Origin of the sequence: Faecalibacterium sp. An192 (assembly GCF_002160175.1) — a bacterium.
Lineage (GTDB): Bacteria > Bacillota > Clostridia > Oscillospirales > Ruminococcaceae > Faecalibacterium.
Map to the genome: position 1 here is coordinate 16,261 of NZ_NFKB01000008.1, position 24,362 is coordinate 40,622.

At 61.5% G+C, this 24,362-nt stretch carries 21 protein-coding genes and 1 other annotated feature; of the genes, 8 read left to right on the forward strand and 13 right to left on the reverse strand.

Features of this window, described 5'->3' with window-relative positions; translation table 11 throughout:
- Window positions 1-57: 57 nt before the first annotated feature.
- Window positions 58-1,881, reverse strand: coding sequence for a translational GTPase TypA (typA, locus tag B5F27_RS04105; protein WP_087364924.1), 1,824 nt, complete (start codon window positions 1,879-1,881; stop codon window positions 58-60).
- Window positions 1,882-2,214: 333 nt separating this feature from the next.
- Between typA and B5F27_RS04110 the strand changes: the two genes are divergently transcribed.
- Window positions 2,215-3,825 (forward strand): MBL fold metallo-hydrolase, encoded by a 1,611-nt coding sequence (locus B5F27_RS04110; RefSeq protein ID WP_087364926.1) that lies wholly within the window; start codon window positions 2,215-2,217, stop codon window positions 3,823-3,825.
- A gap of 111 nt (window positions 3,826-3,936) precedes the next feature.
- Here B5F27_RS04110 and yfbR read toward each other — a convergent pair whose 3' ends face one another.
- Complete coding sequence (gene yfbR / locus B5F27_RS04115; RefSeq protein WP_087246616.1) at window positions 3,937-4,527, reverse strand: 5'-deoxynucleotidase; 591 nt, start codon at window positions 4,525-4,527, stop codon at window positions 3,937-3,939.
- Between the two features lie 195 nt (window positions 4,528-4,722).
- On the opposite strand from yfbR, the gene B5F27_RS04120 reads away from it, so the two are divergent.
- A complete protein-coding gene (locus tag B5F27_RS04120; protein ID WP_087364929.1) occupies window positions 4,723-7,119 on the forward strand; it encodes a YfhO family protein in 2,397 nt (798 codons plus the stop codon).
- Between the two features lie 78 nt (window positions 7,120-7,197).
- Here the strand turns inward: B5F27_RS04120 and B5F27_RS04125 are convergent, their stop codons facing one another.
- Window positions 7,198-8,520 carry an MATE family efflux transporter gene (locus tag B5F27_RS04125; protein ID WP_087364932.1) on the reverse strand — a complete coding sequence of 441 codons (1,323 nt, stop codon included), beginning with the start codon at window positions 8,518-8,520 and terminating at the stop codon, window positions 7,198-7,200.
- A gap of 91 nt (window positions 8,521-8,611) precedes the next feature.
- Between B5F27_RS04125 and B5F27_RS04130 the strand changes: the two genes are divergently transcribed.
- The 4 genes from B5F27_RS04130 to B5F27_RS04145 all read left to right on the forward strand — a co-directional run bounded on the left by B5F27_RS04130 (window position 8,612) and on the right by B5F27_RS04145 (window position 12,689).
- Entirely contained in the window at window positions 8,612-9,382 is a 771-nt protein-coding gene (locus B5F27_RS04130; protein WP_087364934.1) for a MerR family transcriptional regulator, read from the forward strand.
- A gap of 406 nt (window positions 9,383-9,788) precedes the next feature.
- Window positions 9,789-10,871 (forward strand): ABC transporter substrate-binding protein, encoded by a 1,083-nt coding sequence (locus tag B5F27_RS04135; RefSeq protein ID WP_087364936.1) that lies wholly within the window; start codon window positions 9,789-9,791, stop codon window positions 10,869-10,871.
- A 46-nt stretch (window positions 10,872-10,917) separates the two neighbouring features.
- Window positions 10,918-11,868 carry an ABC transporter permease gene (locus B5F27_RS04140; protein ID WP_087364938.1) on the forward strand — a complete coding sequence of 317 codons (951 nt, stop codon included), beginning with the start codon at window positions 10,918-10,920 and terminating at the stop codon, window positions 11,866-11,868.
- Between the two features lie 5 nt (window positions 11,869-11,873).
- Window positions 11,874-12,689: an ATP-binding cassette domain-containing protein gene (locus B5F27_RS04145; protein ID WP_164488774.1), complete on the forward strand. Its 816-nt coding sequence runs from the start codon at window positions 11,874-11,876 to the stop codon at window positions 12,687-12,689.
- Window positions 12,690-12,770: 81 nt separating this feature from the next.
- Here the strand turns inward: B5F27_RS04145 and B5F27_RS04150 are convergent, their stop codons facing one another.
- The 10 genes from B5F27_RS04150 to B5F27_RS04190 form a co-directional block, all read right to left on the reverse strand.
- Entirely contained in the window at window positions 12,771-13,004 is a 234-nt protein-coding gene (locus tag B5F27_RS04150; protein WP_087246623.1) for a methylenetetrahydrofolate dehydrogenase, read from the reverse strand.
- 71 nt (window positions 13,005-13,075) lie between these two features.
- Window positions 13,076-13,909: a TatD family hydrolase gene (locus B5F27_RS04155; RefSeq protein ID WP_087364940.1), complete on the reverse strand. Its 834-nt coding sequence runs from the start codon at window positions 13,907-13,909 to the stop codon at window positions 13,076-13,078.
- Window positions 13,906-14,856 (reverse strand): DMT family transporter, encoded by a 951-nt coding sequence (locus tag B5F27_RS04160; protein WP_087364979.1) that lies wholly within the window; start codon window positions 14,854-14,856, stop codon window positions 13,906-13,908. Before B5F27_RS04160 ends, B5F27_RS04155 begins: the two co-directional genes overlap by 4 nt.
- Before the next feature lie 17 nt (window positions 14,857-14,873).
- Window positions 14,874-16,868 carry a methionine--tRNA ligase gene (gene metG, locus B5F27_RS04165; protein ID WP_087364942.1) on the reverse strand — a complete coding sequence of 665 codons (1,995 nt, stop codon included), beginning with the start codon at window positions 16,866-16,868 and terminating at the stop codon, window positions 14,874-14,876.
- A gap of 107 nt (window positions 16,869-16,975) precedes the next feature.
- Window positions 16,976-17,237: a binding site (T-box leader), on the reverse strand.
- A gap of 139 nt (window positions 17,238-17,376) precedes the next feature.
- The gene (locus B5F27_RS04170) at window positions 17,377-17,871 is read right to left on the reverse strand and encodes a hypothetical protein (RefSeq protein ID WP_206422988.1); all 495 of its coding nucleotides are present in this window, start codon (window positions 17,869-17,871) and stop codon (window positions 17,377-17,379) included.
- A 540-nt stretch (window positions 17,872-18,411) separates the two neighbouring features.
- A complete protein-coding gene (locus tag B5F27_RS16455) occupies window positions 18,412-18,630 on the reverse strand; it encodes a hypothetical protein (protein ID WP_144066478.1) in 219 nt (72 codons plus the stop codon).
- A 657-nt stretch (window positions 18,631-19,287) separates the two neighbouring features.
- Entirely contained in the window at window positions 19,288-21,102 is a 1,815-nt protein-coding gene (gene argS / locus B5F27_RS04175) for an arginine--tRNA ligase (RefSeq protein WP_087364944.1), read from the reverse strand.
- Between the two features lie 72 nt (window positions 21,103-21,174).
- Window positions 21,175-21,618, reverse strand: coding sequence for a DUF1934 domain-containing protein (locus B5F27_RS04180; protein ID WP_242956685.1), 444 nt, complete (start codon window positions 21,616-21,618; stop codon window positions 21,175-21,177).
- A gap of 13 nt (window positions 21,619-21,631) precedes the next feature.
- Window positions 21,632-22,456: a glutamate racemase gene (gene murI, locus B5F27_RS04185; protein WP_087364946.1), complete on the reverse strand. Its 825-nt coding sequence runs from the start codon at window positions 22,454-22,456 to the stop codon at window positions 21,632-21,634.
- Window positions 22,449-23,558 carry a D-alanine--D-alanine ligase family protein gene (locus B5F27_RS04190; protein ID WP_087364949.1) on the reverse strand — a complete coding sequence of 370 codons (1,110 nt, stop codon included), beginning with the start codon at window positions 23,556-23,558 and terminating at the stop codon, window positions 22,449-22,451. The genes murI and B5F27_RS04190 overlap by 8 nt, the downstream gene beginning before the upstream one ends.
- 364 nt (window positions 23,559-23,922) lie before the next feature.
- Between B5F27_RS04190 and rpmG the strand changes: the two genes are divergently transcribed.
- Both rpmG and secE read left to right on the forward strand, forming a co-directional pair.
- Window positions 23,923-24,072, forward strand: coding sequence for a 50S ribosomal protein L33 (gene rpmG, locus B5F27_RS04195; RefSeq protein WP_005920501.1), 150 nt, complete (start codon window positions 23,923-23,925; stop codon window positions 24,070-24,072).
- A gap of 15 nt (window positions 24,073-24,087) precedes the next feature.
- A complete protein-coding gene (secE, locus tag B5F27_RS04200; protein ID WP_087246630.1) occupies window positions 24,088-24,339 on the forward strand; it encodes a preprotein translocase subunit SecE in 252 nt (83 codons plus the stop codon).
- The last annotated feature ends 23 nt before the right edge of the window (window positions 24,340-24,362 follow it).

Genomic DNA, 24,362 nt, shown 5'->3' on the forward strand with positions numbered 1-24,362 from the left:
ACCGGGTTCCCTCGGTGGGGAACCCGGCGTTGGATAGCGGGATGAAAAAGCCGGAGCTTACTTGTTCTTGCTGCGGGCCTTCATGCGCTGCTCGTGGTTCAGGATCTGCTTGCGGATGCGCAGGCTCTTGGGGGTGACCTCCAGCAGCTCGTCGGGAGCCAGGAACTCCAGGCAGCCCTCCAGGCTCAGGCGGCTGATGGGCACCAGACGCAGGGCGTCGTCCGAGCCGGAAGCACGGGTGTTGGTCAGGTGCTTGGTCTTGCAGACGTTGACGTCCACATCCTCGCCGGTGGGGGTGTAGCCGATGACCATGCCCTCGTAGACCTTCTCGCCGGGTCCGATCAGCAGGGTGCCGCGCTGCTGCGCGTTGAACAGGCCGTAGGTGACCGAGTCGCCGGTCTCAAAGCTGACCAGAGAACCGGTGGAACGGTTGGGGATCATGCCGGCCCACAGATCATAGCCGTCAAAGATCTGGTTGATGACGCCCTCGCCGTGGGTATCGGTGAGGAACTGGTTGCGGTAGCCGAACAGGCCGCGGCTGGGCATACGGAACACCAGACGGACGCGGGTGTCGCCCAGGGGGTCCATCTGCTGCAGGATGGCCTTGCGCTGGCCCAGACCGGTCATGACAGCGCCCTGGTACTGGGTGGGCACGTCGATGACCACCTGCTCCATGGGCTCGTAGGTCTTGCCGTCAATGACCTTGGTCAGAACGTGCGGGGGAGAGACCTGCAGCTCATAGCCTTCGCGGCGCATGGTCTCGATCAGGATGGACAGGTGCATCTCGCCGCGGCCCATGACCCGGAAGGAATCGGTGGTGGCAGAGTCCTCCACCTTCAGAGCCACGTCCTTCAGCAGCTCGCGCTGCAGACGGTCGCGGATCTGGCGGCTGGTGACGTACTTGCCCTCACGGCCGGCCAGGGGGCTGTCGTTGACCGAGAAGGTCATCTCGACGGTGGGGTCGTTGATCTTGACGAAGGGCAGGGGCTCCACCTTGGAGGGAGCGCACAGGGTGTTGCCGATGGTGACATCGGGCAGGCCCGAGAAGGCCACGATGTCGCCGGCGGTGATGTTGTCGCAGGGGACGCGGCCGTTGGCCTGGAAGTCATACAGCTTGGTCAGACGGCCCTTCATGCTGACGGAGGGGTCGTGCCAGTCGCAGACCACCACTTCCTCGCCCACGCGGCAGGTGCCGTTCTGGATGCGGCCGATGCCGATGCGGCCCACGAAGTCGTTGTAGTCAATGGAGGACACCAGCATCTGGAAGGGAGCCTCGGGGTCGCCTTCGGGGGGCTGGATGGTGCTCAGCAGGGTGTCGAACAGGGGGATCAGGTCGGTGCCGGGGACGTTGGGGTCCAGGCTGGCGGTGCCGGCGCGGCCGCAGCAGTACAGGATGGGGCACTCCAGCTGCTCGTCGGAAGCGCCCAGGTCCATCAGCAGGTACAGCACCTCGTCCACAACCTCCTGGATGCGGGCGTCGGGGCGGTCGATCTTGTTGATGGCCACCACCAGGCTCAGGTTCTGCTGCAGAGCCTTCTGAAGAACAAAGCGGGTCTGGGGCATGCAGCCCTCGGCGGCGTCCACCAGCAGCAGAACGCCGTTGACCATCTTCAGAACGCGCTCCACCTCGCCGCCGAAGTCGGCGTGACCCGGGGTGTCGACGATGTTGATCTTGACGCCCTTGTAGCTGCAGGAGCAGTTCTTGGCCAGAATGGTGATGCCGCGCTCACGCTCGATGTCGCCGCTGTCCATGACGCGCTCGGCCACGACCTGGTTGTCGCGGAATGCGCCGCTCTGGCGAAGCATGGCGTCCACCAGGGTGGTCTTGCCATGGTCAACGTGAGCGATGATGGCTACGTTGCGCAAATCGTTACGAATCATAAAATCAAACCTCTCTATTTTGCATCGCGATATGCCGTCAGAATGGATCTGATAAGCCGGCAGCCCGGCGGCCTGTAAATCAGGGAAAAACCTGCTGCGGACTTGTCAGATCCATCCTCTAAAAGGTGATGAAAGGACTTCAACCATATAAGTTTAAAACATAGCGGGGACTTTGTCAAGATTATCTAAAATAAACTTCGTGGTTTCGGCGTTTTGACGGAATGCGGGTCATATTTTGGGCGGAAAAGAAAGACAACCTTGTGGTACAATAATACTAAAATACCACAAAGAAAGCTGTCCCGGTCCTCCGGGGCGGTATGGAGGTACATAACGATGAAGCTCACGTTTTTAGGTGCGAACCATGAGGTGACGGGCAGCTGCACCCTGCTGGAGACGGGTGGGCTGCATTTCCTGATTGACTGCGGCATGGAGCAGGGCAAAGATGTCTATGAGAACCAGCCCCTGCCGCTGGGACCGGGGGAGATCGACGGGGTATTGCTGACCCATGCCCACATTGACCACAGCGGCCACCTGCCGCTGCTGGCCAAACAGGGCTACCGGGGCAAGATTTATGCCACCCGGCCCACCTGCCAGCTCTGTGATATTATGCTGCGCGATTCGGCCCATATCCAGGAGTCGGAAGCGGAGTGGAAGAACCGCAAAAACGCCCGTGCCGGCATTCCGCCGGTGGAGCCGGACTACACCGTCCGGGATGCAGAGGAAGCCATCCGCCTGTTTGAAGGTGTGGACTACAACAAGCGGGTGGAGATTGCGCCGGGGGTGGAGGTGCGGTTCACCGATGTGGGCCATCTGCTGGGCTCGGCCAGCATCGAGATCTGGGTCACCGAAGGGGAACAGACCACCAAACTGGTCTTTTCGGGCGATATCGGCAACCTGCACCAGCCGATTCTGCGGGACCCCACCTACCTGACCGAGGCGGACTATGTCATCATGGAGTCCACCTACGGCAACCGGAACCATCCGCCCCGCCCCGACTACATCGGCCAGCTGGCCGCCATCCTGCAGCGGACTTTTGACCGGGGCGGCAACGTGGTGATTCCCAGCTTTGCTGTGGGCCGCACCCAGGAGCTGCTGTACTTCCTGCGGGAGATCAAGGAGAAAAAGCTGGTGACCGGCCACGGCAATTTCCCGGTGTATGTGGACAGCCCCCTGGCCATCGAGGCCACCCAGATTTTCCGGGACACCGACGCCAGCTGCTTTGACGACGAGACCCGGGCCCTGCTGGCGTCGGGTATCGACCCCATCACCTTTGCGGGACTGCGGGTCAGCGTCACCAGCGACGAGTCCCGGGAGATCAACGCCGACCTGACCCCCAAAGTCATCCTGTCGGCCAGCGGCATGTGCGACGCGGGCCGCATCCGTCATCACCTGAAACACAACCTCTGGCGCAAAGAGTGCACCATCCTGTTTGTGGGCTATCAGGCGGTGGGCACCCTGGGCCGGGCCCTGCTGGAGGGCATCGAAGGGGTCAAGCTGTTCGGCGAGGAGATCGAAGTCCGGGCCGAGATTGCCCAGATCGGAGGCATGTCCGGCCACGCCGACCGGGAAGGCCTGCTGAAATGGGTAAACTCCTTTGAACCCAAGCCCCGGCGGGTCTTTGTCAACCACGGCGACGACGCGGTGGAGGACGAATTCGTCAACACCCTGCAGAGCCTGGGTTATACCGCCTGCGCCCCTTACAACGGGGCCCAGTGGGCTCTGGGCGCCGACGGGGCCGTCTGCCTCAGCGAGGGCAGCCGGGAACGCACCGTCGCCCGGGCCTCGACGCCCACCCTCAGCCGGGCGGCTGCGGTCTATCAGCGACTGGTCAGCGCCGGCCGCCGCCTGATGCGGGTCATCGAACACAACGAGGGCGGCGCCAACAAGGACCTGGCCAAGTTTGCCGACCAGATCAACGCCCTGTGCGACAAGTGGGACCGCTGACCGTACAGCGAGCCCGGCGGGCCTGACCGCCTGCCATGGCAGCAGATAAACCAAAACCGTGCGCTTCCGGAGAACTGGGGGCGCACGGTTTTCTGTTGGGGAGGGACGGGCTCAGCGGATGTGGGTCAGCTCGTCCAGGTTCTGGGTGTAGCAGGGGAGACAGTGCTCCATGAACCAGTCGGCCTCGGGGCAGTGCATCTCTTTCAGGGACTTTTTCTGCTGGGCCAGGGCGGCGTCAAACTCGTGGTTGCCGCTTCGGGTCTCCTCCAGACACTTGATGAGGGCCGACAGCCGGTCGGCCGCCTTGAGCAGTTTCCGCTCGGGGGCGGTGAGCAGGTCCCCGGTGATGTAGGGGGTGATTTCCTCCTCCAGCTCGGGGGGCAGCATGGAGGCCATGGCGGCGGCGCTCTCCCGCTCGATGGCCTTGTAGGCGTCCCGCAGCACGTCGCTGCGGTACTTGACCGGGGTGGGCATGTCTCCGGTGATGATCTCGGAGGCGTCATGGTAGAGGGCCGCCACCGTCACCGTTTTGGGGCGGCAGGGGGTGCCGGTGTACCGCCGGGCAATCAGACAGAGGGTGTGGGCGATGAGGGCGGTGTCGCAGGTGTGCTCGCTGAGGGACTCGGCCCGCACCGAGTGCATCAGGCTCCAGCGGGTAATGTACTTCATGCGGGCCAGCAGCGCATTGAAGGGGTAGATCATAGACAGAAAACCTCCCGGCCGGCGGCGCGGCGCAGTGCCGCCGTTTTTTTGATACCAAAATACCTTTGCCGGGCCCTCTTGTCAAGACAAGGGCCAAACTTCGCCCTTTTCTTGCCCGGGCAAACATGCTATACTATCGTTTGATAACCGCTCCTCCGGGGGCGGGAACCTTCCGGCAGAGAAAAGAGGAAAGCTATGGACTTTGCAAATCTGTCCCGGCGCCCGGTTCTGGGGCGACAGCGGGACCGCTTCTGGCTGACGGTGGGGCTGTGCGCTCTGACGGCCGCGCTGATTTTCCTTCCGTTCCAGATCGTGGACGGCGGCTTTTTCCATTATGCAGGCGACTTCAACGGCCAGCAGATTGGCTTTTACCGCTATATGAACGGCTTTGTCAAGGGCAACGGCTACCCCGACGGCCTGACCTCCGTCAACGGCCAGCAGCTGCCCACCAACACCTTCTCCTGGGCCACCGACCTGGGCAGCGGCGTGATGAATGCCTATTCGTTCTACCTGTACGGTTCGCCCTTCTTCTGGCTGTCCACCCTGTTCCCCCAGAGCTGGCTGCCCTACCTGATGTGCCCGCTGCTGGTGCTCAAGTTTGCGGTGGCGGGCGGCGGCGCCTATCTCTACCTTCGCCGCTACGTGAAAAACCTGGATTACGCGGTGCTGGGCGCCTGCCTGTACACCTTCTCCGGGTTTGGCATCTACAACATCTTTTTCAACCACTTCATTGATGTGCTGGCCCTGTTCCCCTGGATGCTCTGGGCCCTGGATGAGTGCATCTACAACCGCAGACATGGGCTGTTCGCCTTCTTTGTGGCCATCAACCTGCTGAACAACTACTTTTTCTTTGTGGGGCAGGTGGTGTTCCTCATCATCTATTTTGTCTGCAAGGTGACCACCGGGGAAATCAAGCTGACCCCCCGGCTGTTCGCCACCCTGGCCTTTGAGAGCCTGCTGGGCGTGGCCATGGGATGCCTGCTGGTGTGGCCGGCCTTCCTGTCTCTGATGCAGAACCCCCGCACCACCGACGTGTCCTCGGGCTGGGGCTTTTTGACCTATTCCAAGGTGCAGCAGTATTTCGCCATCCTGTTCAGCTGGCTGCTGCCCCCCGACTCGCCCTATATCGTCTCCATCTGGTCGGAGGGAACCATCAAATGGACCAGCATGACCGCCTACCTGCCCCTGTGCAGCCTAGCGGGTGTGCTGGCCTACTGGCGGGCGCGGCAGGGAGACAGCCGGAAGCGGATTGTGGCGGTCTGCGCTATTTTTGCCCTGGTGCCGGTGCTGAACAGCGCTTTCTATGCCTTCAACGCCAGCTACTACGCCCGGTGGTACTATATGCCGGTGCTGATTCTGGCGGCCATGACCATCAACGCCTGGGAGGACCCCGACACCGACCTGGAACGCCCCATCGGGGTCATTGCCTGGCTGATGATGGCCACCCTGGCCTTCGCCCTGGTGCCGGTGAACAACGGGGAAGACGGATGGAGCATCGGCGTACTGGAAAACCCCGACCAGTACCTTGCAGTCCTGGGCTTTGGCCTGGTGGGTCTGGTGATTTACCGCTGGGTGGTGCAGGACCGGGCCCACGAGGGCCGGTTCCGCCAGCGGATGCTGGCCGCCGTGCTGGCCTTCAGCTGCGTGTTCGGGTGCGTCCATATCGGCATCGGCAAGTTTGGCCAGTGGACCTACGACAGCGACCTGGTGGACCAGTATCAGGCCTCTCTAGACCTGCAGGAGGCCTTCCCTGAGGGGGACTGGCGGGTGGACACCTACAACGCCCACGACAATCTGGGCCTTTGGATGGACAAGAGCTGCCTGCAGTTCTTTGACAGTACGGTGGCCCCCAGCATCCTCAGCTTTTACTCCTCCCTGGGCTTCACCCGGGATGTCCGCAGCAACCCCGACGTCTATTACTACGCCCTGCGGGGGCTGCTGAGCGTCCGGTTTACGGTGATGCCGGAGGACCAGCGGGCCAACTTTGAGGAGGCCGTGGGCCAGGGCTGGACCTACTGGGACACCGTCTCGGGCATGGCGGTCTATGAAAACGACAACTATCTGCCCATGGGCTTCACCTACGACTACTACGTCAATCAGGATATTCTGGACGAGATGACTACCCAGGACGCCTGCGGCCTGCTGCTGCGGGCCATCGCCCTGTCGGAGGAGGACATCGAAAAATACGGCCAGTACCTGACCCCGGCCACCGATTACGTTCTGACCGACTTCTCCTATGAGCGGTACGTCCAGGACGTGGCCGAACGGCGGGAGACAGCCTGCAGCGATTTCGTGATGACCAATTCCGGCTTCAGCGCCGAAATCCAGCTGGATCGGGAGAATCTGGTGTTCTTCTCGGTGCCCTACGACGACGGCTTTACTGCCTACGTCAACGGCCAGGAGGCTGAAATCCTTCGGGTGGACAACGGGATGATGGCGGTTCTCTGCCCCGCCGGGTGGAGCAATATCGACTTTGTCTATTCGCCGGCCGGGCTGTCCCTGAGCCGGACGGTGACGCTGATTGCCATTCCCGTCTGGCTGATTTATACCGGCTGGTTCTTCTGGGAGCGGAGAAAGAGCCGCAAGCACTGATTTCCTTTCACAAAACAAACGGGCGGCCCCCTGCGGCAAAATGCAGGAGGCCGCCTGTTTTTATAGGGAGGCAGCGGGTTACCCGGCGGCGCGCCTGGAGCCAACCCGAAGGAGGACGGTGGCCAGCAGGAAGCCGAAGGGTGCGCTGAAGAAAGATGCCATGTAGAAGCCGCTGTACCCCAGCGCCGGCACCAGCAGGACGCAGGCCACCAGGTCGGAGGCGGTGCCGCCGATGTTGGAGGCCAGATACAGACCCATCTGCTGGCGGCCCCGGAGGCTGGCCTCCTGCAGGTGTTTCATGGCGGTGAAGGTATAGACGATGGACTGGCGGCTGAGGAGCAGGGCGCCGTAGCCGATGGCGTCCAGATCGTTGGTGAAGAGCCGCAGCAGCGGCCGGGCCAGCAGGATGCAGCTGACCGAGACCGCCAGGGCATAGACCAGCATCATGCCCCGGGCCTGACGCACGCCGTCCTGAACCCGGTCGTCCTGGTGGGCGGCGGTGTTCTGGGCGATGAAAAAGACCAGGGCCTGGGTGAAGCCAAAGACCGGCATCAGCAGCAGGGTGGACATCTTGCTGGCGCAGGAGAAGCCGGCGATGGCGGCCACGCCGATGCCGCCCAGCAGGCTCTGTTTGACCATGCTGCTGACCGGCCCGCTGGCCTGCTGGATGGCGTTGGGGGCGGACAGGCGGAATACATCCCAGCAGTACTGGCGTTCCAGCATGGAAAAGCGGAAAGGCCCCGTCAGCAGGGTGCGCCGGAGATACCACAGGATGAACACGCAACCCACCACCTGGGAAAAGGCGGTGGCCCCGGCGGCGCCCACCACCCCGAAGGGCCCCACCAGAGCCAGGTCCAGCAGGACGTTCAATACCGAGGTGCCCAGCACCGCAAACAGCGGCGTTTTGGAGTTGCCGCAGCCCATGATGAGCTGTTTGGACAGGTCGTAAATCATCAGGAAGGGCATGCCCGCCATATAAAAGCGGATGTAGGCCGCCGCCTGAGGCAGAATCTCGGCGGGGGTGTGGATCAGCCTCAGAAGCCATTCGGCGCTGCCCAGGCCGGCGGCGGTCAGGAGCAGGCCGATGACCCCGTCAATGAACAGCAGATTGTAGATGATGGCCGACAGCTGGTCGGGGGATGAGGTGGGCCGCCGGGCGGCCAGCAGCAGGCCGCCGCCCAGTTCCATTCCGCCGGAAATAAACATAAAGACCATCAGGGCGGTGGAGGCATTGGAGACGGCGGCCAGGGCGTTGGCGTCCAGACACAGGCCGATGATCATGGTGTCGGCCACCGTGTAGAGCTGGGTGGCCAACATGGTTAGGATCACCGGCCCGGCAAAGCGAAGCAGGGCAGGACGTACCGGCCCGGCCAGAAGATCGCGGTTGGATGCAGCAGACATAATGGATTCCCTCCGGTTGCAAAATGTGGGGATTTCTGATATCCTGAGCCTATCATAAACTATCCAGCAGCTGGACAGTCAAGGGGGAAATATGAAAGAGAGCTATCTGCAGGCGGCGGCTTTTGCCGCCCTGGCCGGGGTCAACAAAAAGACTCTGCACTACTACGATGAAATCGGGCTGTTCTGCCCGGCCTATGTGAACGAAAAAGGCTATCGGTTTTATACGCCCTTCCAGCTGGACCGTCTGGCCCTCATCATCACCCTGCGGGATCTGGGGGTGCCGCTGCAGGTGATCCGGGAGTATCTGGGGGAGGGGGATTTGGAGCGGCTGGACCAGATTTTCACCGCCCAGCGGGAGGAGCTGGACCGGCGAATCGCCCAGCTGGAATCCCGCCGGGCGCTGCTGGAATCCCTCCAGACCACCAACCGGGATTTTCTCGCGTGGTGCGACAAGGGCCCCCAGCGCCTTTACCGGCCGGAGGAGCGGATGGCCGTCCTGATGACCCATGAGGAGATGGAGCGGGGAAGCAATATCATCGTCAATTACCTGACCGACGGCCCTGGCACCGGGATGTGTGCCGAGGAAGAGAGGCGCTTTCTCTATCAGAAACAGAAAGACGGCCCCATCCGAGTGGAGGCGGGCGACTATCTGTGCCTGTATGAGACCACCAGCGGGCCGGTGTGCTGGGAGTGGCTGGACAGCCGCCGGAAGCTGCTGCGGGAAGAAGCGGCGGCCCATGGCTGGCAGCTGGAAGACCGCGCCCTGGTGGAATTCGACGATTTGGCCGCCGCCCAGGAGGCGCCCCGGTCCATTCGGATGCGCATATGTGAAGAGAACTCAACTGAAATTGATCACAGGTAAAAATTTGTATCTTGACTTTACGCCGTTAAAGTGTATAATGCAATCAAACCGATGAGGCGAAAGAGACTCTGGTTGGTGCTCCTTCAGAGAGCCCGGAATGATGGGAACGGGTGGTGCACGACAGAAGTTATGGGTCGCCGAGGGCCGGGCGAACGGGCGATGAACCCCAGTAGCTTAGGACGGGTGTCTCCCGTTACAGGGCAGGGGAGTGTTGGCTCCCCGTGAGAGGCTCTGCATGGAAGCAGAGCAAGCAAGGTGGCACCGCAGAATCGTTTTAACCGATCCTGTCCTTGTGGTCGAACACAGGGACGGGTCGTTTTGTTTTAAGAGGCCCGTTCCGCAGACAAGGCGGAGCGGGCCTTTTGTATACCGCTCCCAGCCTTCACCCACGAAAGGAGCTTATACCATGAAACACAGCAAGATGATTTCCCGCCGCAGCTTCCTCCAGGCCGCCGTCTATTCCACCGCTGCCCTGTCCGCCCTGGCCCTGACCGGCTGCGGCGCATCCTCCAGCGGGTCCTCTGCAGCCGCAGGGACTTCTTCGGCCGCCGCTTCGGGCGACGTGTACAAGGTGGGCATTGTCAACTATGTGGATGACGCCTCCCTGAATCAGATTGTGGCCTCTCTGGAGGCCCGGCTGGATGCAGTGGGCGCGGAGCGCGGCGTGACCTTCAACTATGCGGACTACTACTCCAACGCCCAGGCGGACCAGTCCAACCTGAACCAGATCGGCGCCGACCTGGTGGCAGACGACGTGGACGTGATCGTGGCGGTGGCCACTCCCTCGGCCACCACCATGCTGGCCGCCGTGGAGGACACCGATATCCCCGTCATCTACTCGGCCGTCACCGACCCGGTGGGCGCCGGCTTTGACGGGCTGGACAACATCACCGGCACCTCCGACGCCCTGGACACCAACGCCATCATGAACCTGATCCTGGCGGTCAACCCCGATATCACCCAGATTGGCCTGCTGTATGACCTGGGCCAGGATTCCTCCACCCAGGCCATCGCCGACGCCAAGGCGTTCTGCGACGCCAACGGCATCTCCTACATCGAAAAGAACGGCACCAACACCGCCGAGGTCCAGATGGCTGTGGAAGCCCTGGCCGCCAGCGGGGTGAAGGTGGTGTTCACCCCCACCGACAACACCATCATGACCGCCGAGCTGGCCATCTATGAGACCATGATCGAGGCGGGCATCCAGCACTACACCGGTGCAGACAGCTTCGCGCTGAACGGCGCATTCATGGGCTACGGCGTGGATTACGTCCAGCTGGGCGAGGCCACCGCCGACATGGTGGTGGAGCTGCTGTGCGACGGCAAGAGCATCGCGGAGATGCCTTACCGCACCTTTGACAACGGCACCGCCACCCTCAACACCGAGACCTGCGAGGCCCTGGGCCTGGATGTGGAGGCCGTCAAGGCCGCCTTTGAGCCCTACTGCACCAGCGTGGAGGAGATCACCACCGCTGAGGAGTTTGCCTGATCCGGCCTCTGTGCCGGGAATCTGAGTGAGGGAGTTTTGAGCAAACATGCTGGCTAGTATTTTTTCCGTCAACGTCCTGCAGTCAGCGCTGGAACTGGGCTGTATTTACGCTCTGGTGGCTCTGGCGCTGTTTCTGAGCTATTCCATCCTGAACATCGCGGACCTGTCCACCGACGGCTGCTTCACACTGGGCTGCGCCGTCTGCTGCCAGGTGGCCGTCACCGGACACCCCTTCCTGGCCCTCTTTGCCGCCATGGCGGCCGGGGTGCTGTCCGGCTTCATCACAGCCTTTCTCCAAACCAAGCTGGGGGTGGAGAGCATCATGGCCGGCATCATCGTCAACACCGGCCTGTACACCATCAACCTGGCGGTGATGGGCTTCTCGTCCAACATGAGCCTGGTGAAGGTGGACACGGTCTTTTCCCTCGCCAAAGGGGCGCTGGCCTTTGCGGGCGGCTGGTATCAGCTGCTGCTGGCGGCGATCGTGATTGCCGTCGCCTGCGCCCTGATGATCTGGTTCCTGGGCACCCGGCTGGGCCTGTCCATCCGGGCCACCGGCGACAATTCCGCCATGGTTCGGGCTTCCAGCATCGACCCGTCCTACACCATCATGGTGGGCCTGTGCATTTCGGGCAGCCTGACCGCCTTGTCGGGCGCCCTGCTGGCCCAGTACCAGAAGAGCTGTGACATCAATGTGGGCACCGGCATGGTGACCATCGCCCTGGCTTCGCTGATCATCGGCGAGACCCTGCTGGGCAAGCGGACCATGGTCTGCCGGGTGCTGGGCGTGGTCTTTGGCAGCTGCCTGTACCGCTTTATCGTGGCGGTAGCCCTGCGGTTCAACGTCCCCGCCGCAGCCATGAAACTGGTGTCCGCCCTGATCGTGGCGGTGGCCATCTCGATGCCCGCCATCCGCCAGAAGATCGCCTTTGAAAAGCGCAAACAGGAGGCCCGGGTCCGTCACGCCCAGACCCACGGCAAAAAGGAGGCAGTCTGATGCGGATGCTGGAAATGAAGGGTGTCCGGAAAACCTTTAACCCGGGCACCGTCAACGAAAAAGTCGCCCTGGCCGGCGTGGATCTGGCCCTGGAAAAAGGCGATTTCGCCACCATCGTGGGCTCCAACGGCGCCGGCAAATCCACCCTGTTCAACGCCATCACCGGCGGGTTCATCGCCGACGAGGGCTGCATTCTCCTGGGCGGGGAGGACATCACCTTCACCCCCGAGTTCCGGCGCAGCAAAGTGATCGGCCACCTGTTCCAGGACCCCCTCAAGGGCACCGCCCCCAACATGACCATCGAGGAAAACCTGGCCCTGGCCTATCTGCGGGCGGGCACCGCCCAGCGGGCCTATTTTTCCCGCATCTCCCGCAAGGATAAGGAGTTCTTCCGGGAGCGGCTGTCCCTGCTGGGGATGGGCCTGGAAGACCGGATGAAACAGCCGGTGGGCCTTTTGTCGGGCGGCCAGCGCCAGGCCCTGACCCTGCTGATGGCCACCCTGGTGACCCCTAAGCTGCTGCTGCTGGACGAACACACGGCGGCCTTGGACCCGGCCACCGCCGACAAGGTCCTGGAAATGACCCGCAGCATTGTGGCCGAAAAGCAGATCACCTGCCTGATGGTGACCCACAATATGCACCAGGCCCTGGAGCTGGGCAACCGCACCCTGATGATGAACGGCGGACGGATTGTCTTTGACGTTCAGGGCGAGGAGCGCAGCAAGATGACGGTGGATGACCTGCTGGAACGCTTCCGCCAGAGCGCCGGCGAGGAGCTGGACAACGACCGCATCCTGCTGAGCAAGGTGGAAAAGCAGTAAATACAGAAACAAAATTCCCCGGCGAGTGCCCCCGCAGAAAAGCGGGCGGATCATTCGCCGGGGAATTTTTGTTTGGACAGCTTACTTCACGTACTCGATGGTGTACTCGAAGCCGTACTCCTCCTGGAGCTTCTTGACCTCGGGCTCACAGTCCTCGATGAAGGTGGGAGCGTAGACCGAAGCGCCGTTGTGGGCCTTCTTGTAGTCCTCGACGATCTGGGTCAGCTTGGCCCAGCCTTCGCTGGCCTTGGCCTGATCGACGCTGTCGGGGAAGTTGATGATGAATTCGCGATGCTGCGGAATACGAGCTTTCATAAGACAATCTCCTTTGTTTCTGACAATGAAATACATCAGCAGCCGGCGGGCCGGCCGCGGGTCAGTGGGTTTCAGTCCAGGCCAAAGACCTGGCGGGCGTTGGCGGCGGTCCGGGCAAAGACCTCCTCGGGGGCAACCCCCTTGCGCTGGGCGATATAGTCGCCCACATAGGCGATGAGGGAGCTGTCGCACCGGGTGCCCCGGACCGGCTCGGGAGCCATGTAGGGGCAGTCGGTTTCCAGCAGGAGGGCGTCCAGCGGCAGGGCGCCGATGACCTTGGCGGCCCGCTTGGCCCCCCGGAAGGTAGCCGCTCCGCCCAGACCGATCCGGATGCCCTGCTTCACCAGCCAGAGGGCGTCCTCGGCGCTGCCGGAATAGCAGTGGAGGATTCCCTTGGGCTGGTACTTTTTCAGCAGGGCGTAGACGTCGGCGTGAGCCTCCCGGTCGTGGACCACAATGGGCTTGTTCAGCTCCAGAGCCAGACGGATTTCCGCCTCAAAGAGGGCCAGCTGGGCGTCTTTGGGCACCGGCCAGTGGTAGTCCAGGCCGCATTCGCCCACGGCTACCACCTTGGGGTCGTCGTAGTAGGGGGCCAGGGCCCGCATTTCCGCAGCCCAGTCCCCGCCGTAGACCGAAATGGTGGGGGCGGGGGGCTGATCGCCGCAGCGGTCGGCGGGCAGAAGGCTTTCAGGGTGGATGCCGATGGCAGCGTAAACCCAGGGGTAGCGGTGGGCCAGTTCCAGGCACCGGGGGGCGTCCCCCGAGTGGGTGGCCTGTTCACAGATCCCCACCACGCCTTTGGCGGGCAGGCTGTCCATCAGGTCGTACCGGTCGGCGTTGAAGGCGCCGGAGGAATAGTGTGCGTGGGTGTCAAAGATGGGCCCGGCAGAGGGATAAACGCTCATGCCCTGGCCTCCTTTCCCTTGCGGTTGACCAGCCAGATGCCCACGCAGACCAGCACCAGAGCGGCCAGATACTGCCACTCAAACAGGGGCTCGCCGTTCAGCAGGGCGGACAGCAGGACGTTCACCACCGGGTTCACCAGACCAAAGACGCTGATCCGGCTGACGGGGTTGTTCTTCATCAGCAGGGCCCACAGCACGTACCCGGCCCCCGACACGAAGGCAAGATACAGCAGCACCGGGACGCCCATGGGGCTCTGGGGATGGAGGGAGCCGCCCATGGCCAGGCCCAGCACCAGCAGGGCCAGACCGCCCACGCCCAGGTTGAGGAAGCAGACCATAAAGCTGTCGGCCTTCTTGGTGACCGACTTGTTCCAGGGGCCCGAGACGGTGAAAATCACGGTGGCGGCCATCATGCGGAAGATGCCCCAGCCGCTGCCGCTGCCGTGGTTGCCGATGGTGGCCACCAGCACGCCGGCAAAGCCCACGGCACAGCCCGCCGCCTTGGCGGGGGTCATCCGGTCGGACTGGTAGAGGAAATGGGCCAGAATCACGCCCAGAAAGCTCTGGGTGCTGTTGAGGATGCCGCCGAAGGCGCCGGTCAGCAGGGCCACGGCTGCATAGTAGAAAGCGTACTGGGTGGTGGTTTGCCACAGGCCCAGAGCACAGCACTCAGCCAGAACCTTGCCCTTGGGCAGGGAGGGCAGACGCCCTTCCAACAGGGCGCCGGCCAGCAGAACCAGCAGGCTGCCCAGCATGAACCGCACCCCTGCAAAGCAGAGGATGGAGGCAGTGTCGGCGGAGTCGATGGCGAAGAGCCGGTACCCCATCTTGATGAAGGGGAAGGCCGAGCCCCAGAAACAGTTGCAGAGGAAGGCAAAGATCACAGCAAAGACCGGTGTGGCGAACAGTGCGTCCAGCTTGGCAGTGCGTGAGGTTTTGTCAGTCAGCAAGATGGGCCCTCCTCTTAGTGGATGCGGCTGCCGGCGGGAGCTTCATCGGGGTAGAAGGCGATGGTGCAGCCGCCGTCGGCGGTATCGGCTGCCACGATCATGCCCTCGCTGACATACTTGCCCTTCATCATGGGACGGGGAGCCAGGTTGGCCACAATGCCCACCTTCTTGCCGATCAGGTCCTCGGGGCTGTACCACTTGGCGATGCCCGAGAGGATGCAGCGCTCCCGCTCGCCGTCAAAGACGGTCAGGTGCAGCAGCTTCTTGCTCTCCTTGATGGTCTCGCAGGCCCGGATCTCAGCCACACGCATCTCCACCTTGCAGAAGTCGTCGAAGTCGATCTCGGCCTCGTGCTCGATGGCGGCGGCAGGCTGGTCGGCCTTGGCGGCGGCTGCCTCCTTGGCTTCCTTGGCCTTCTGGGCGGCTTCGGCCTCAGCCTTGCGCTTCTCGTCCTCTGCCTTCAGGTGGGCGATTTCCTTGGCTACGTCGATGCGGGGGAACAGGGGATCGCCCTTGTGGACGGTGTAGCTCTCCTGGAGACCGTAGGCGGCCTGATCCAGCTGGAGCTGGTCAGCCGACAGGCCCAGCTGCTCCATCATTTTGGGTGCAGTGGAGGGCAGATAAGCATTCAGCAGGATGGCGCAGACCCGCAGGGCCTCGCACAGGTGATACAGGACGCAGCTCAGACGGCCCTCGTTGGCGGGGTCCTTGGCCAGGGCCCAGGGGGCGGTCTCGTCGATATACTTGTTGGCGCGCTGGACCACGGCGAAGATCTCGGTCAGAGCCTGGGGAATGGTCAGGTTGTCCATGTCCTCGGCCACCTTGGCGGGCAGAGCGTTGATCATCTGCTCCAGCTCGGCGTCCAGAGGATCGGAGGAGACCGACTTGGCCACCGTGCCGCCGAAGTACTTCTCGCACATGGCCACGGTGCGGCTGAGCAGGTTGCCTAGGTCGTTGGCCAGATCGCTGTTGATGCGGTTGATCAGGGCCTCGTTGGTGAACATGCCGTCGTTGCCGAAGGGGATCTCACGCAGCAGGAAGTAGCGGATGGCGTCCACGCCGTAACGGTCGCAGAGGATGACGGGATCCACCACGTTGCCCACCGACTTGGACATCTTACCGCCGTTCATCAGCAGCCAGCCGTGGCCAAAGACGCGCTTGGGCAGGGGCAGATCCAGAGCCATCAGCATGGCCGGCCACAGGATGGTGTGGAAACGCAGGATTTCCTTGCCCACCATGTGGAGGTCTGCGGGCCAGAATTTGTCGTAGTCATGGTAGGTGTCGTTGCCGTAGCCCAGAGCCGAAATATAGTTGCTCAGGGCGTCCACCCAGACGTACATGGTGTGCTTGGGGTCAAAGGGAACGGGGATGCCCCACTTGACCGAAGTACGGGAGACGCAGGTGTCCTGCAGGCCCTGCTTGATGAAGGCGATCATCTCGTTCTTGCGGCTCTCGGGCTGGATGAACTGGGGGTTCTCCTCGTACAGCTTGAGCAGACGGTCGGCATACTTGCCGGTGCGGAAGAAGTAGGCTTCCTCGTGGGCGTCGTAGACCTCACGGCCGCAGTCGGGGCACTTGCCGTCCACCAGCTGGCTGTCGGTCCAGAAGCTCTCGCAGGGCTTGCAGTAGTGGCCCACATACTCGCCCTTGTAGATGTCACCCTGCTCGTACAGCTTGGTGAAAATCTTCTGGCAGGACTCCATGTGGTAGTCGTCGGTGGTGCGGATGAAGCGGTCGTAGCTGACGTCCAGCAGCTTCCACAGATCCTTGACGGTGGCCACGATCTGGTCCACGTACTCCTTGGGCTGCATGCCGGCCGAAGCGGCCTTGTCCTCGATCTTCTGGCCGTGCTCATCGGTGCCGGTCAGGAACATCACATCGTACCCCTGCATCCGCTTGAAGCGGGCCAGTGCGTCACAGGCCACGGTGGTGTAGCTGTGGCCGATGTGCAGCTTGTCGCTGGGGTAGTAGATGGGGGTGGTGATGTAGAACTTTTTCTGTTCAGACATGGTTTTGATTCTCCCTTTCCCGTTGGAACCTGCCCGCCGGCGGCGTGCAGGCCCTGCGTGTACATTAGAGGAAGTAAAAACTCCCGTCCTCGCGGGGGCCTTTGCCCAGCAAGGACGGGAGCAGAATACTTCCGTGGTACCACCTTGGTTCGCCGGCTCCTCGCGGGGCACGGCCTCGATGCTGCATCCCGGCCCAAAGGGCGGGTACAGCCGGACGCTGTAACGGGCGCACCCGGCACAGGCTCAGGGAATCCGTTTGCCTGTGCGGCTCCGAGACCATCTTCGGCGCCCCGATGCCTGCCCGGTTCCACCGCCGCGGGCTCTCTGAAAGGATCACTGGACGCGTACTCTTCTCTTCACAGCCGATTGTGTATCATGGCTATTATAGGAGAAGCGGGGCCGTTTGTCAACAGGGGATTTCCCCGGCGGGGTCATCTGCCTTTCCGGCAGGGCGGGGAGAGCCCCTGCCCCGGACCGGCGGAAACCATTTCTATACTGGCGGCGCCGGTCAGAGGTTGGCTTCAACGAATTGCAGCAGGTTTTCGGCGAGGGTTTGGATTTGGTCCAGCAGGGCACCTCCGTCCGAGAGATTGGCCGGCTCCTTCAGCGGGGCGCGCAGGATATAATCGGTTTGGGCGGGGCTGCTGGTCAGCTCAAAGGGGAGGGGCTGATCCTTCCACACATCGTAATAGTGGGCCTGATACCGCCGGTTGAACCCGGAAACCCACACCTGAAACTGAAAATCCCGGTGGACAAACACCACCGCCGCTTTCAGGCCTTTTTCCTTGAGCTCTGGGCTGGTGAACTGGAAATAGGAGATATCCATGCCGTTTTCGGTGATGCTGCCCTGAAACTTGTATTCCGGCATCCTCTTTTCGAGCTCCACGCGAACCCAGCGGAACAGGCGGATGAATTCCCGGTAGCAGGCGATCAGCCGGGTGGTTTGGAGCAGTTCCTGGTATTCGAGCAGCAAGCCTGCATCAAAGTGCATGGTCTCGTCCATGGTTGTTCTCAGTCCTTTTCTCTCTTGTGGGACCGGCCGGGGGCCGGCGTCAGCTTCGGATGCGGCCTCTCTGCCAAAGGCAGAGGGCGGGGAAGCCCGGACAAAACAAAAAAACCTGGCGGATGAGAGCGGTTGCAAGCCTCTCATCCGCCAGGATACTTACTTCTTCGGAGTCATAGCCTCTTTGCCTCACATTTACCTATTTTTCGGAGTTGACCTTGCCTTTCATAAGATTGTTGGCCTTTCCTTATGCTTAGGAAATGATAGGGTAGGGGATCGCCGATTTAACTAGTACATTGGTTTCAAGCCTCATCCGAATCGTTGGATTGCGTCTTACGAAGCATCTTCATAGAAACACATTCTTTCGATTGAATCACTCCAGGGGACAAGTTACCTAAATCATTGGAGTACTCCCTCCGTGTTACTCAAATATCTGCATCCATACAGGGATTTTCATGGGGGATCATCCTCTCGGGGGTGCTGATTTATTTGAATGACCGTTGTTCGGATAGGGGAATTATTCAGCTTTGAAAGATTACCTCAAGGGCTTCTGTTGGTTTTCAGATCTTTCAGGGAAGGGTGTTTTGCAATCGTTACGGCATCCAGTGCATTTTGCTTCGATCCGGGGATGCTTTGTTGGGGCACATCGCCGCCAATCAAGCCAATGGATCTTTTTCCTGACTGCAATTTCCAGATGGATTCAGACTCTGAACAGCGGCTCTTACTGGAACCACCTTTTTCAGTTTCCGTCTCCTCCAAATTGACACCTTACAGGGAAGAGGTCTGCCTTCCGACTATGCTTCCGGCACTTTTGATCGATCGAATGCAGGTCCAGCCTTGATTTGCTGTGCATCCTTGCCAATCTGATGGGTTGCGCCTGCCTTGAGGCCACGACTACTTAAATCATTGGAGTAGCTCCTTCCGTGCTATTCAAATACAGGTATCCGTAAAAAGGCTTTCATCATATGAATCACTTCCTGCGGATCTATTTGAATCGCCAGGGGACTTTCTCGACAGACTGTTCGTAAATCGCTTAATATATGCTAAAGACTTCGCTTTAAATCTCTTAGATTTTTACTAAATGCGGGGGAAACATCCCGTACTGGTAAGCGGCTTTTCGCTTTTTCAGCAATTCCCGACAGTCTGTCCGAACTGTGCGGGTGTCGTATCAACCATCGGTCTTCGCTCCTTTCTCCTTTTAAGTCAGCGGGATTGGATCACCTTTGATCCTCTGCTGTACTTTCTTGGTTTCTGGCTATATTATATCCGAAAGGGTGGCTGCTGTCCATTCGCAGAATCCACAAGGAATATCTTGTGATTTTGTATAGTTTTTATTTTGCTTATGGATAAATCGTTGTATAAAGTGTGAACAGACCGAAAACAAAAATCCCCGCACCCGAAGTGCGGGGAAAGGGCTTACATCTTGTCGGGGACGTTGATCTTGAACATGGTCAGCACGTTGCGGATCACGTTGCGCACGCCGATGCACAGGGCGATGCGGGCCTGCTGCAGGGCGGGATCAGCGCCCTGGATGCGGCAGCTGCCGTAGAACCGGTGGAAGGCGCTGGCCAGGTCGATGACAAAGCGGTTGATCCGGCTGGGATCGTACTTTTCAGCGGCCATAACGATTTCCTGGGGGAAGGCGGCCAGCATCCGGATCAGATCCAGCTCGGCGGGATCGATCAGCAGGGTGGCGTCGGTGTTCTCTGCGCCCAGGAACTCCACGCCCTCGCTCTCCAGCTTGCGCAGGATGGAGCAGATGCGGGCGTGAGCGTACTGGACGTAGTAGACCGGGTTGTCGTTGTCGGTCTTGACGGCCTGGTCCAGATCGAAGTCGATGCTGCTGCCGGCCTCGTGCATATTAAAGAGGAAGCGGGCGCTGTCGATGGGCACCTCCTCCAGCAGGTCGGTCAGGGTGATGGCGTTGCCGGTGCGCTTGGACATACGGACGGGCTGGCCGTTCTGCATCAGGTTGACCATCTGCATCAGCACCACGTCCAGACGGCTGCCGTCCAGGCCGATGGCGTCCATGGCGCCCTTCATGCGGGCCACATGGCCGTGGTGGTCGGCGCCCCAGACGTCGATGGCCTTGTCAAAGTTGCGGTCGGCCAGCTTGTTGTAGTGGTAGGCGATGTCGGCGGCAAAGTAGGTGGGGATGCCGTTGGCGCGGACCAGGACTTCGTCCTTGTCCTCCTCGGCGCCGTCGTCGGTTTTTTTCTTGTTGGCGGCGCCGTACTTGGCAGCGTACTGGGCGCTGCGGTACATGATGGCGCCGTCCTCGGCCTTGTAGCAGGCACCCTTCTCCAGCAGCTGGTTCACCACATTCATGACAGCGCCCGAGTTGTGCAGGGTGCTCTCAGGGAACCAGACGTCGTACTGGATGCGGTACTTGCCCAGGTCGGTCTTGAGGGCGGCGATGTTCTTGGGCAGGGCGTAGCCCACCAGAGCGTCCTTCAGGGCGGCAAAAGCCTCGCTCTCATAGAGAGCCTCGTCCTTCAGGCCGCGGCAGGGAACGGCGTACTTGTCGCCCTCCTTGGCGGCGAACTCCAGAGCCAGCAGGGTGATGTCGCCGCCCTGGTAGCACTCCTTGGGCAGGGGATACTCGTTCTCCTCGTAGTAGTGCTGCAGGTAGCGGATGGCCAGGCTCTTGCCGAACTTCTGGATCTGGTTGCCGGCGTCGTTGATATAGAACTCGCGGGTGACGTCATAGCCGGCCCACTCCAGAACAGCGGACAGGCAGTCGCCCAGAGCGCCGCCGCGGGCGTTGCCCATGTGCATGGGGCCGGTGGGGTTGGCGGAAACGAATTCCACGTTGTAGCGCTTGCCCTGGCCGTAATCGGTCCGGCCATAGCGGGGGTTGGAGCAGGCAGCCAAGGCCACTCCAGCCCAGAAGGCGGGAGCCAGGAACAGGTTGATGAAGCCGGGGCCGGCGGTCTCGGCCTTGGTGAAGCAGCTGTTCGACAGAGAGGGCAGGTGGCTCAGAATGGCCTCGGCGATCATCTTGGGGGCCTTGTGCCAGGTGCGGGCGCCGGCCATGGCGATGTTGGAGGCAATGTCGCCGTTCTTGGTGTCGGCGGGAACCTCCACGATGAAGGCGGGCAGCTCGGCGGCGGGCAGGTCGCCGGCCTCCATGGCGGCCTGCGCAGCCTGGGTCAGCAGGTCGCGGGCCTGGGCCAGAGCGGCCTGGCGGGGGTTGTAATTCTCAAAAGCGGGGTAAGTTGCATTGCTCATAGGGTAATGATTCCTTTCTCTTGGTCCAATCAAAACAGGCGGCGGGGTGCGGCAGAAACCGCGCCGGGCTCCTCAGTTGACATGGGTGACGGTGACTTCCAGGGAGTTTTTGCTGATGAGGGTGGAGACGTCCCCGTCCAGCAGATAGCTGAACCGGGCCACGCCGCCCTTGGCGTTCAGGCCGCACTCGATGCTGTCGGCCGTCACCCCCAGGGTGACCGAGCCGTAGCCGGTCTCGTAGTGGCAGAGGTTGCGCCGGCCCTTTTCGATGATGAGCTGGCTGCTCTGGGGCCCGAAGCGCAGCATGGCCACCCGGCTGGAATCGGCCGCCAGCTTGAGGGTGGTGACACAGCCCTCATAGCCGGTGGTCTCGGTCTCCCGGTAGGTGATATAGTAGCTGCCCTCCCGCATGGTGAAGCTGCCGCGGGTCATCAGCTCCACCTGCTCGGTTTCGCCGTCCTGCTCGATTTGACTTTTAATCCGAATAATATAGTTTTCCTTTAAGGCTTTGCTCACGGTGTTGATGTCCTCAGTATTTGTCGATGCAGATTTGTTCCGCGGTGCCGCCCCGGTATTCGCCCAGGAACAGGTCGGCGGTCTGGACGAAGCTGTCGGGCACATCGCTCACAAAGAAATGGGTGGTGCCCTGGGGGCGGTTGGCCCGCAGACCCTTGCTGCTGAGCAGCTGGCTCAGATCGTCGGCGGCGGCGCTGCCCGGGTCGATGAGGGTGACCGAGGGCCCCATGTACTCGCCGATCATCCCGGCCAGCAGGGGGTAATGGGTGCAGCCCAGCACCAGGGTGTCCACCCCGGCGGCCCGGATCTCCTCCAGATACTGGGCGATGACCAGGCGGGTCACCTGCTGGCGGTCGGGGGCGGAGCCGTCCACATAGCCGTTCTCCACCAGGGGAACAAAGAGGGGACAGGGCCGTGCGGTGATCTCCGCTCCCGGCACCAGACGCCGCAGCAGCTGTTCGTAGCTGTGGGAGCGGATGGTGGCCGCAGTGCCGATGACGCCGATCTTCCGGCTGCGGGTGGCGCGGGCCGCCCGGCGGGCCGCCGCCGTCACCACCCCCAGATAGGGGACGGGGAGCTGATCGGCTTCCTCGGCGGGGTAGGTGCTGGAAACGGTGCCGCAGGCCGCCATGATGCACTTGACGTTCTGGGACAGCAGAAACGCGATGTCCTGGCGTGCATATTGCAGGATGGTTTCATGGCTGCGGCTGCCGTAGGGCACCCGGCCGGTGTCGCCGAAATAGACGATGTCCTCGCCGGGGAGCTGCTTGCGCAGTTCCCGCACACCGGTCAGACCGCCCAAACCGCTGTCAAAGACGCCGATGGGGCGGTTATCCATGGTGGGCCACCGCCCTTTCCATGGCAAGGGCAACAAGGCGGTCGATGAGCTGGGGCAGGGGAGTGCCCTCGTGCTCCATCAGTTTCGGATACATACTAATAGAGGTAAAGCCGGGGAAGGTGTTGATCTCGTTGATCAGCACTCGGCCGGTGCTGCGCTCCACAAAGAAGTCGCAGCGGGCCAGGCCCTCGCAGCCCACAGCAGTGTAAGCCCGGGCGGCATAGTCCTTGACTTCGTCCAGCTTCTCCTCCGACAGGCGGGCCGGGATCAGGGTCTCGCTGACGCCGTTCTTGTACTTGTCGTCGTAGGTGTAGAACTCGGCGCCGGCCAGAATCTCGCCGGGACGGGTGGAGAAGGCGGGCTCGGAGCCGATGACGGCGCACTCCACCTCCTGGCCGTCCACAAAGGACTCGAACACCACCTTGCGGTCGTTTTCCAGGGCCAGCTTGATGGCGTCGGTCAGCTCAGCCGCATTGGATGCCTTGCTGATGCCCACGCTGGAGCCGGCGTTGGCCGGCTTGACAAAGATGGGCCAGCCCAGCTTTTCCTCCAGAGCGGCGCGGATGCCGTCGGGGTCGGCCTCCAGCTGGGCCCTGGTGTAGGCGGCCCAGGCACAGTGGGGGATGCCGCTGGCGGCAAAGAGGGTGTTGGCCACAGCCTTATCCATGCAGACGGCGCTGGCCAGAACGCCGCAGCCCACATAGGGGATGCCAGCCAGCTCCAGCAGGCCCTGGACGGTGCCGTCCTCGCCCCACAGGCCGTGAAGCGCCGGGATCACCACGTCGATGTGGAGCTTCTCCACATGGCCGGCGGGGGTGAACAGGATGGCGCCGTGGTCGGCGCGGTCGGGGCTGATGGCACAGGGCATGTTGCCGGGCAGTTCCTCCCAGCTGCCGTCGGCCATCTGGGCCGAGGAAGCCTCGGTGTACAGCCATCGGCCGTCCTTGGTGATGCCGATCTTGATCAGCTCATACTTTTCAGGGTCCATATTGTCTGCGAACGTGCCGGCCGATACACGGCTGACCTCGTGCTCGCTGGACAGGCCGCCGAACAGCAGTGCCACGCACAGCGGATGGGCGGCGGAATTCTCCTCGGAATACATGATTCGCATTCCCTCCTCTATCTTAATAGAAGCCCCCGGGCGGGGGCGTTCAATCATAATTACACCCATCATACCATAAAAATGCGCCGGTTTCCATACACAACGGCAAAATGCCGCCCCAAAAAGATGAAAAACCCCACTTGATAAAACAGGCCGGCCCGGCATAACGGGGCAAAAAAGCGGTCATTTTGCCGCCGGCGTGAAAAAAATCCGAAAGATGGGCAAAATACCGCTTGACGCGGCGGGCAAAGAGTGCTAAAATGATATCACCTCTTTTGCGGGATTATTTAGTGCGCCCCTTTTTGGGACGCCGCCCGGCGAACGAGGGAGGTTCAATAACCGTTATATATGGAGGTGTCAACAAATGACAGTGAAAATCACTCTGGCCTGCACCGAGTGCAAGCAGCGCAACTACAACACCACGAAGAACAAGAAGAACAATCCTGACCGCCTGGAGATGAAGAAGTACTGCCGCTTCTGCAAGAAGCACACGGTCCATCGCGAGACCAAGTAAGAAAGGCGGAGCACAATGGCAGACAAAACCGATAAGAAGCCGGGCTTTGTGGCCAGAGCTAAGAACGCCGTGAAGAACTTTTTCACCGGAGTGGCCAAGTTCTTCCGCGATACCAAAAGCGAGCTGAAGAAGGTCGTATGGCCCAGCAGGGAAGAGACCAAGAAGAACACGATCGTGGTGCTGGTGGTGGTCATCATCGCCGCCGTGGTCCTGTTTGCATTGGACGCCGTGTTCGGCGGCATCCTGGGCCTTGTCATCGGAGGCTGACCAAATCTTGTATGGAAACGGAG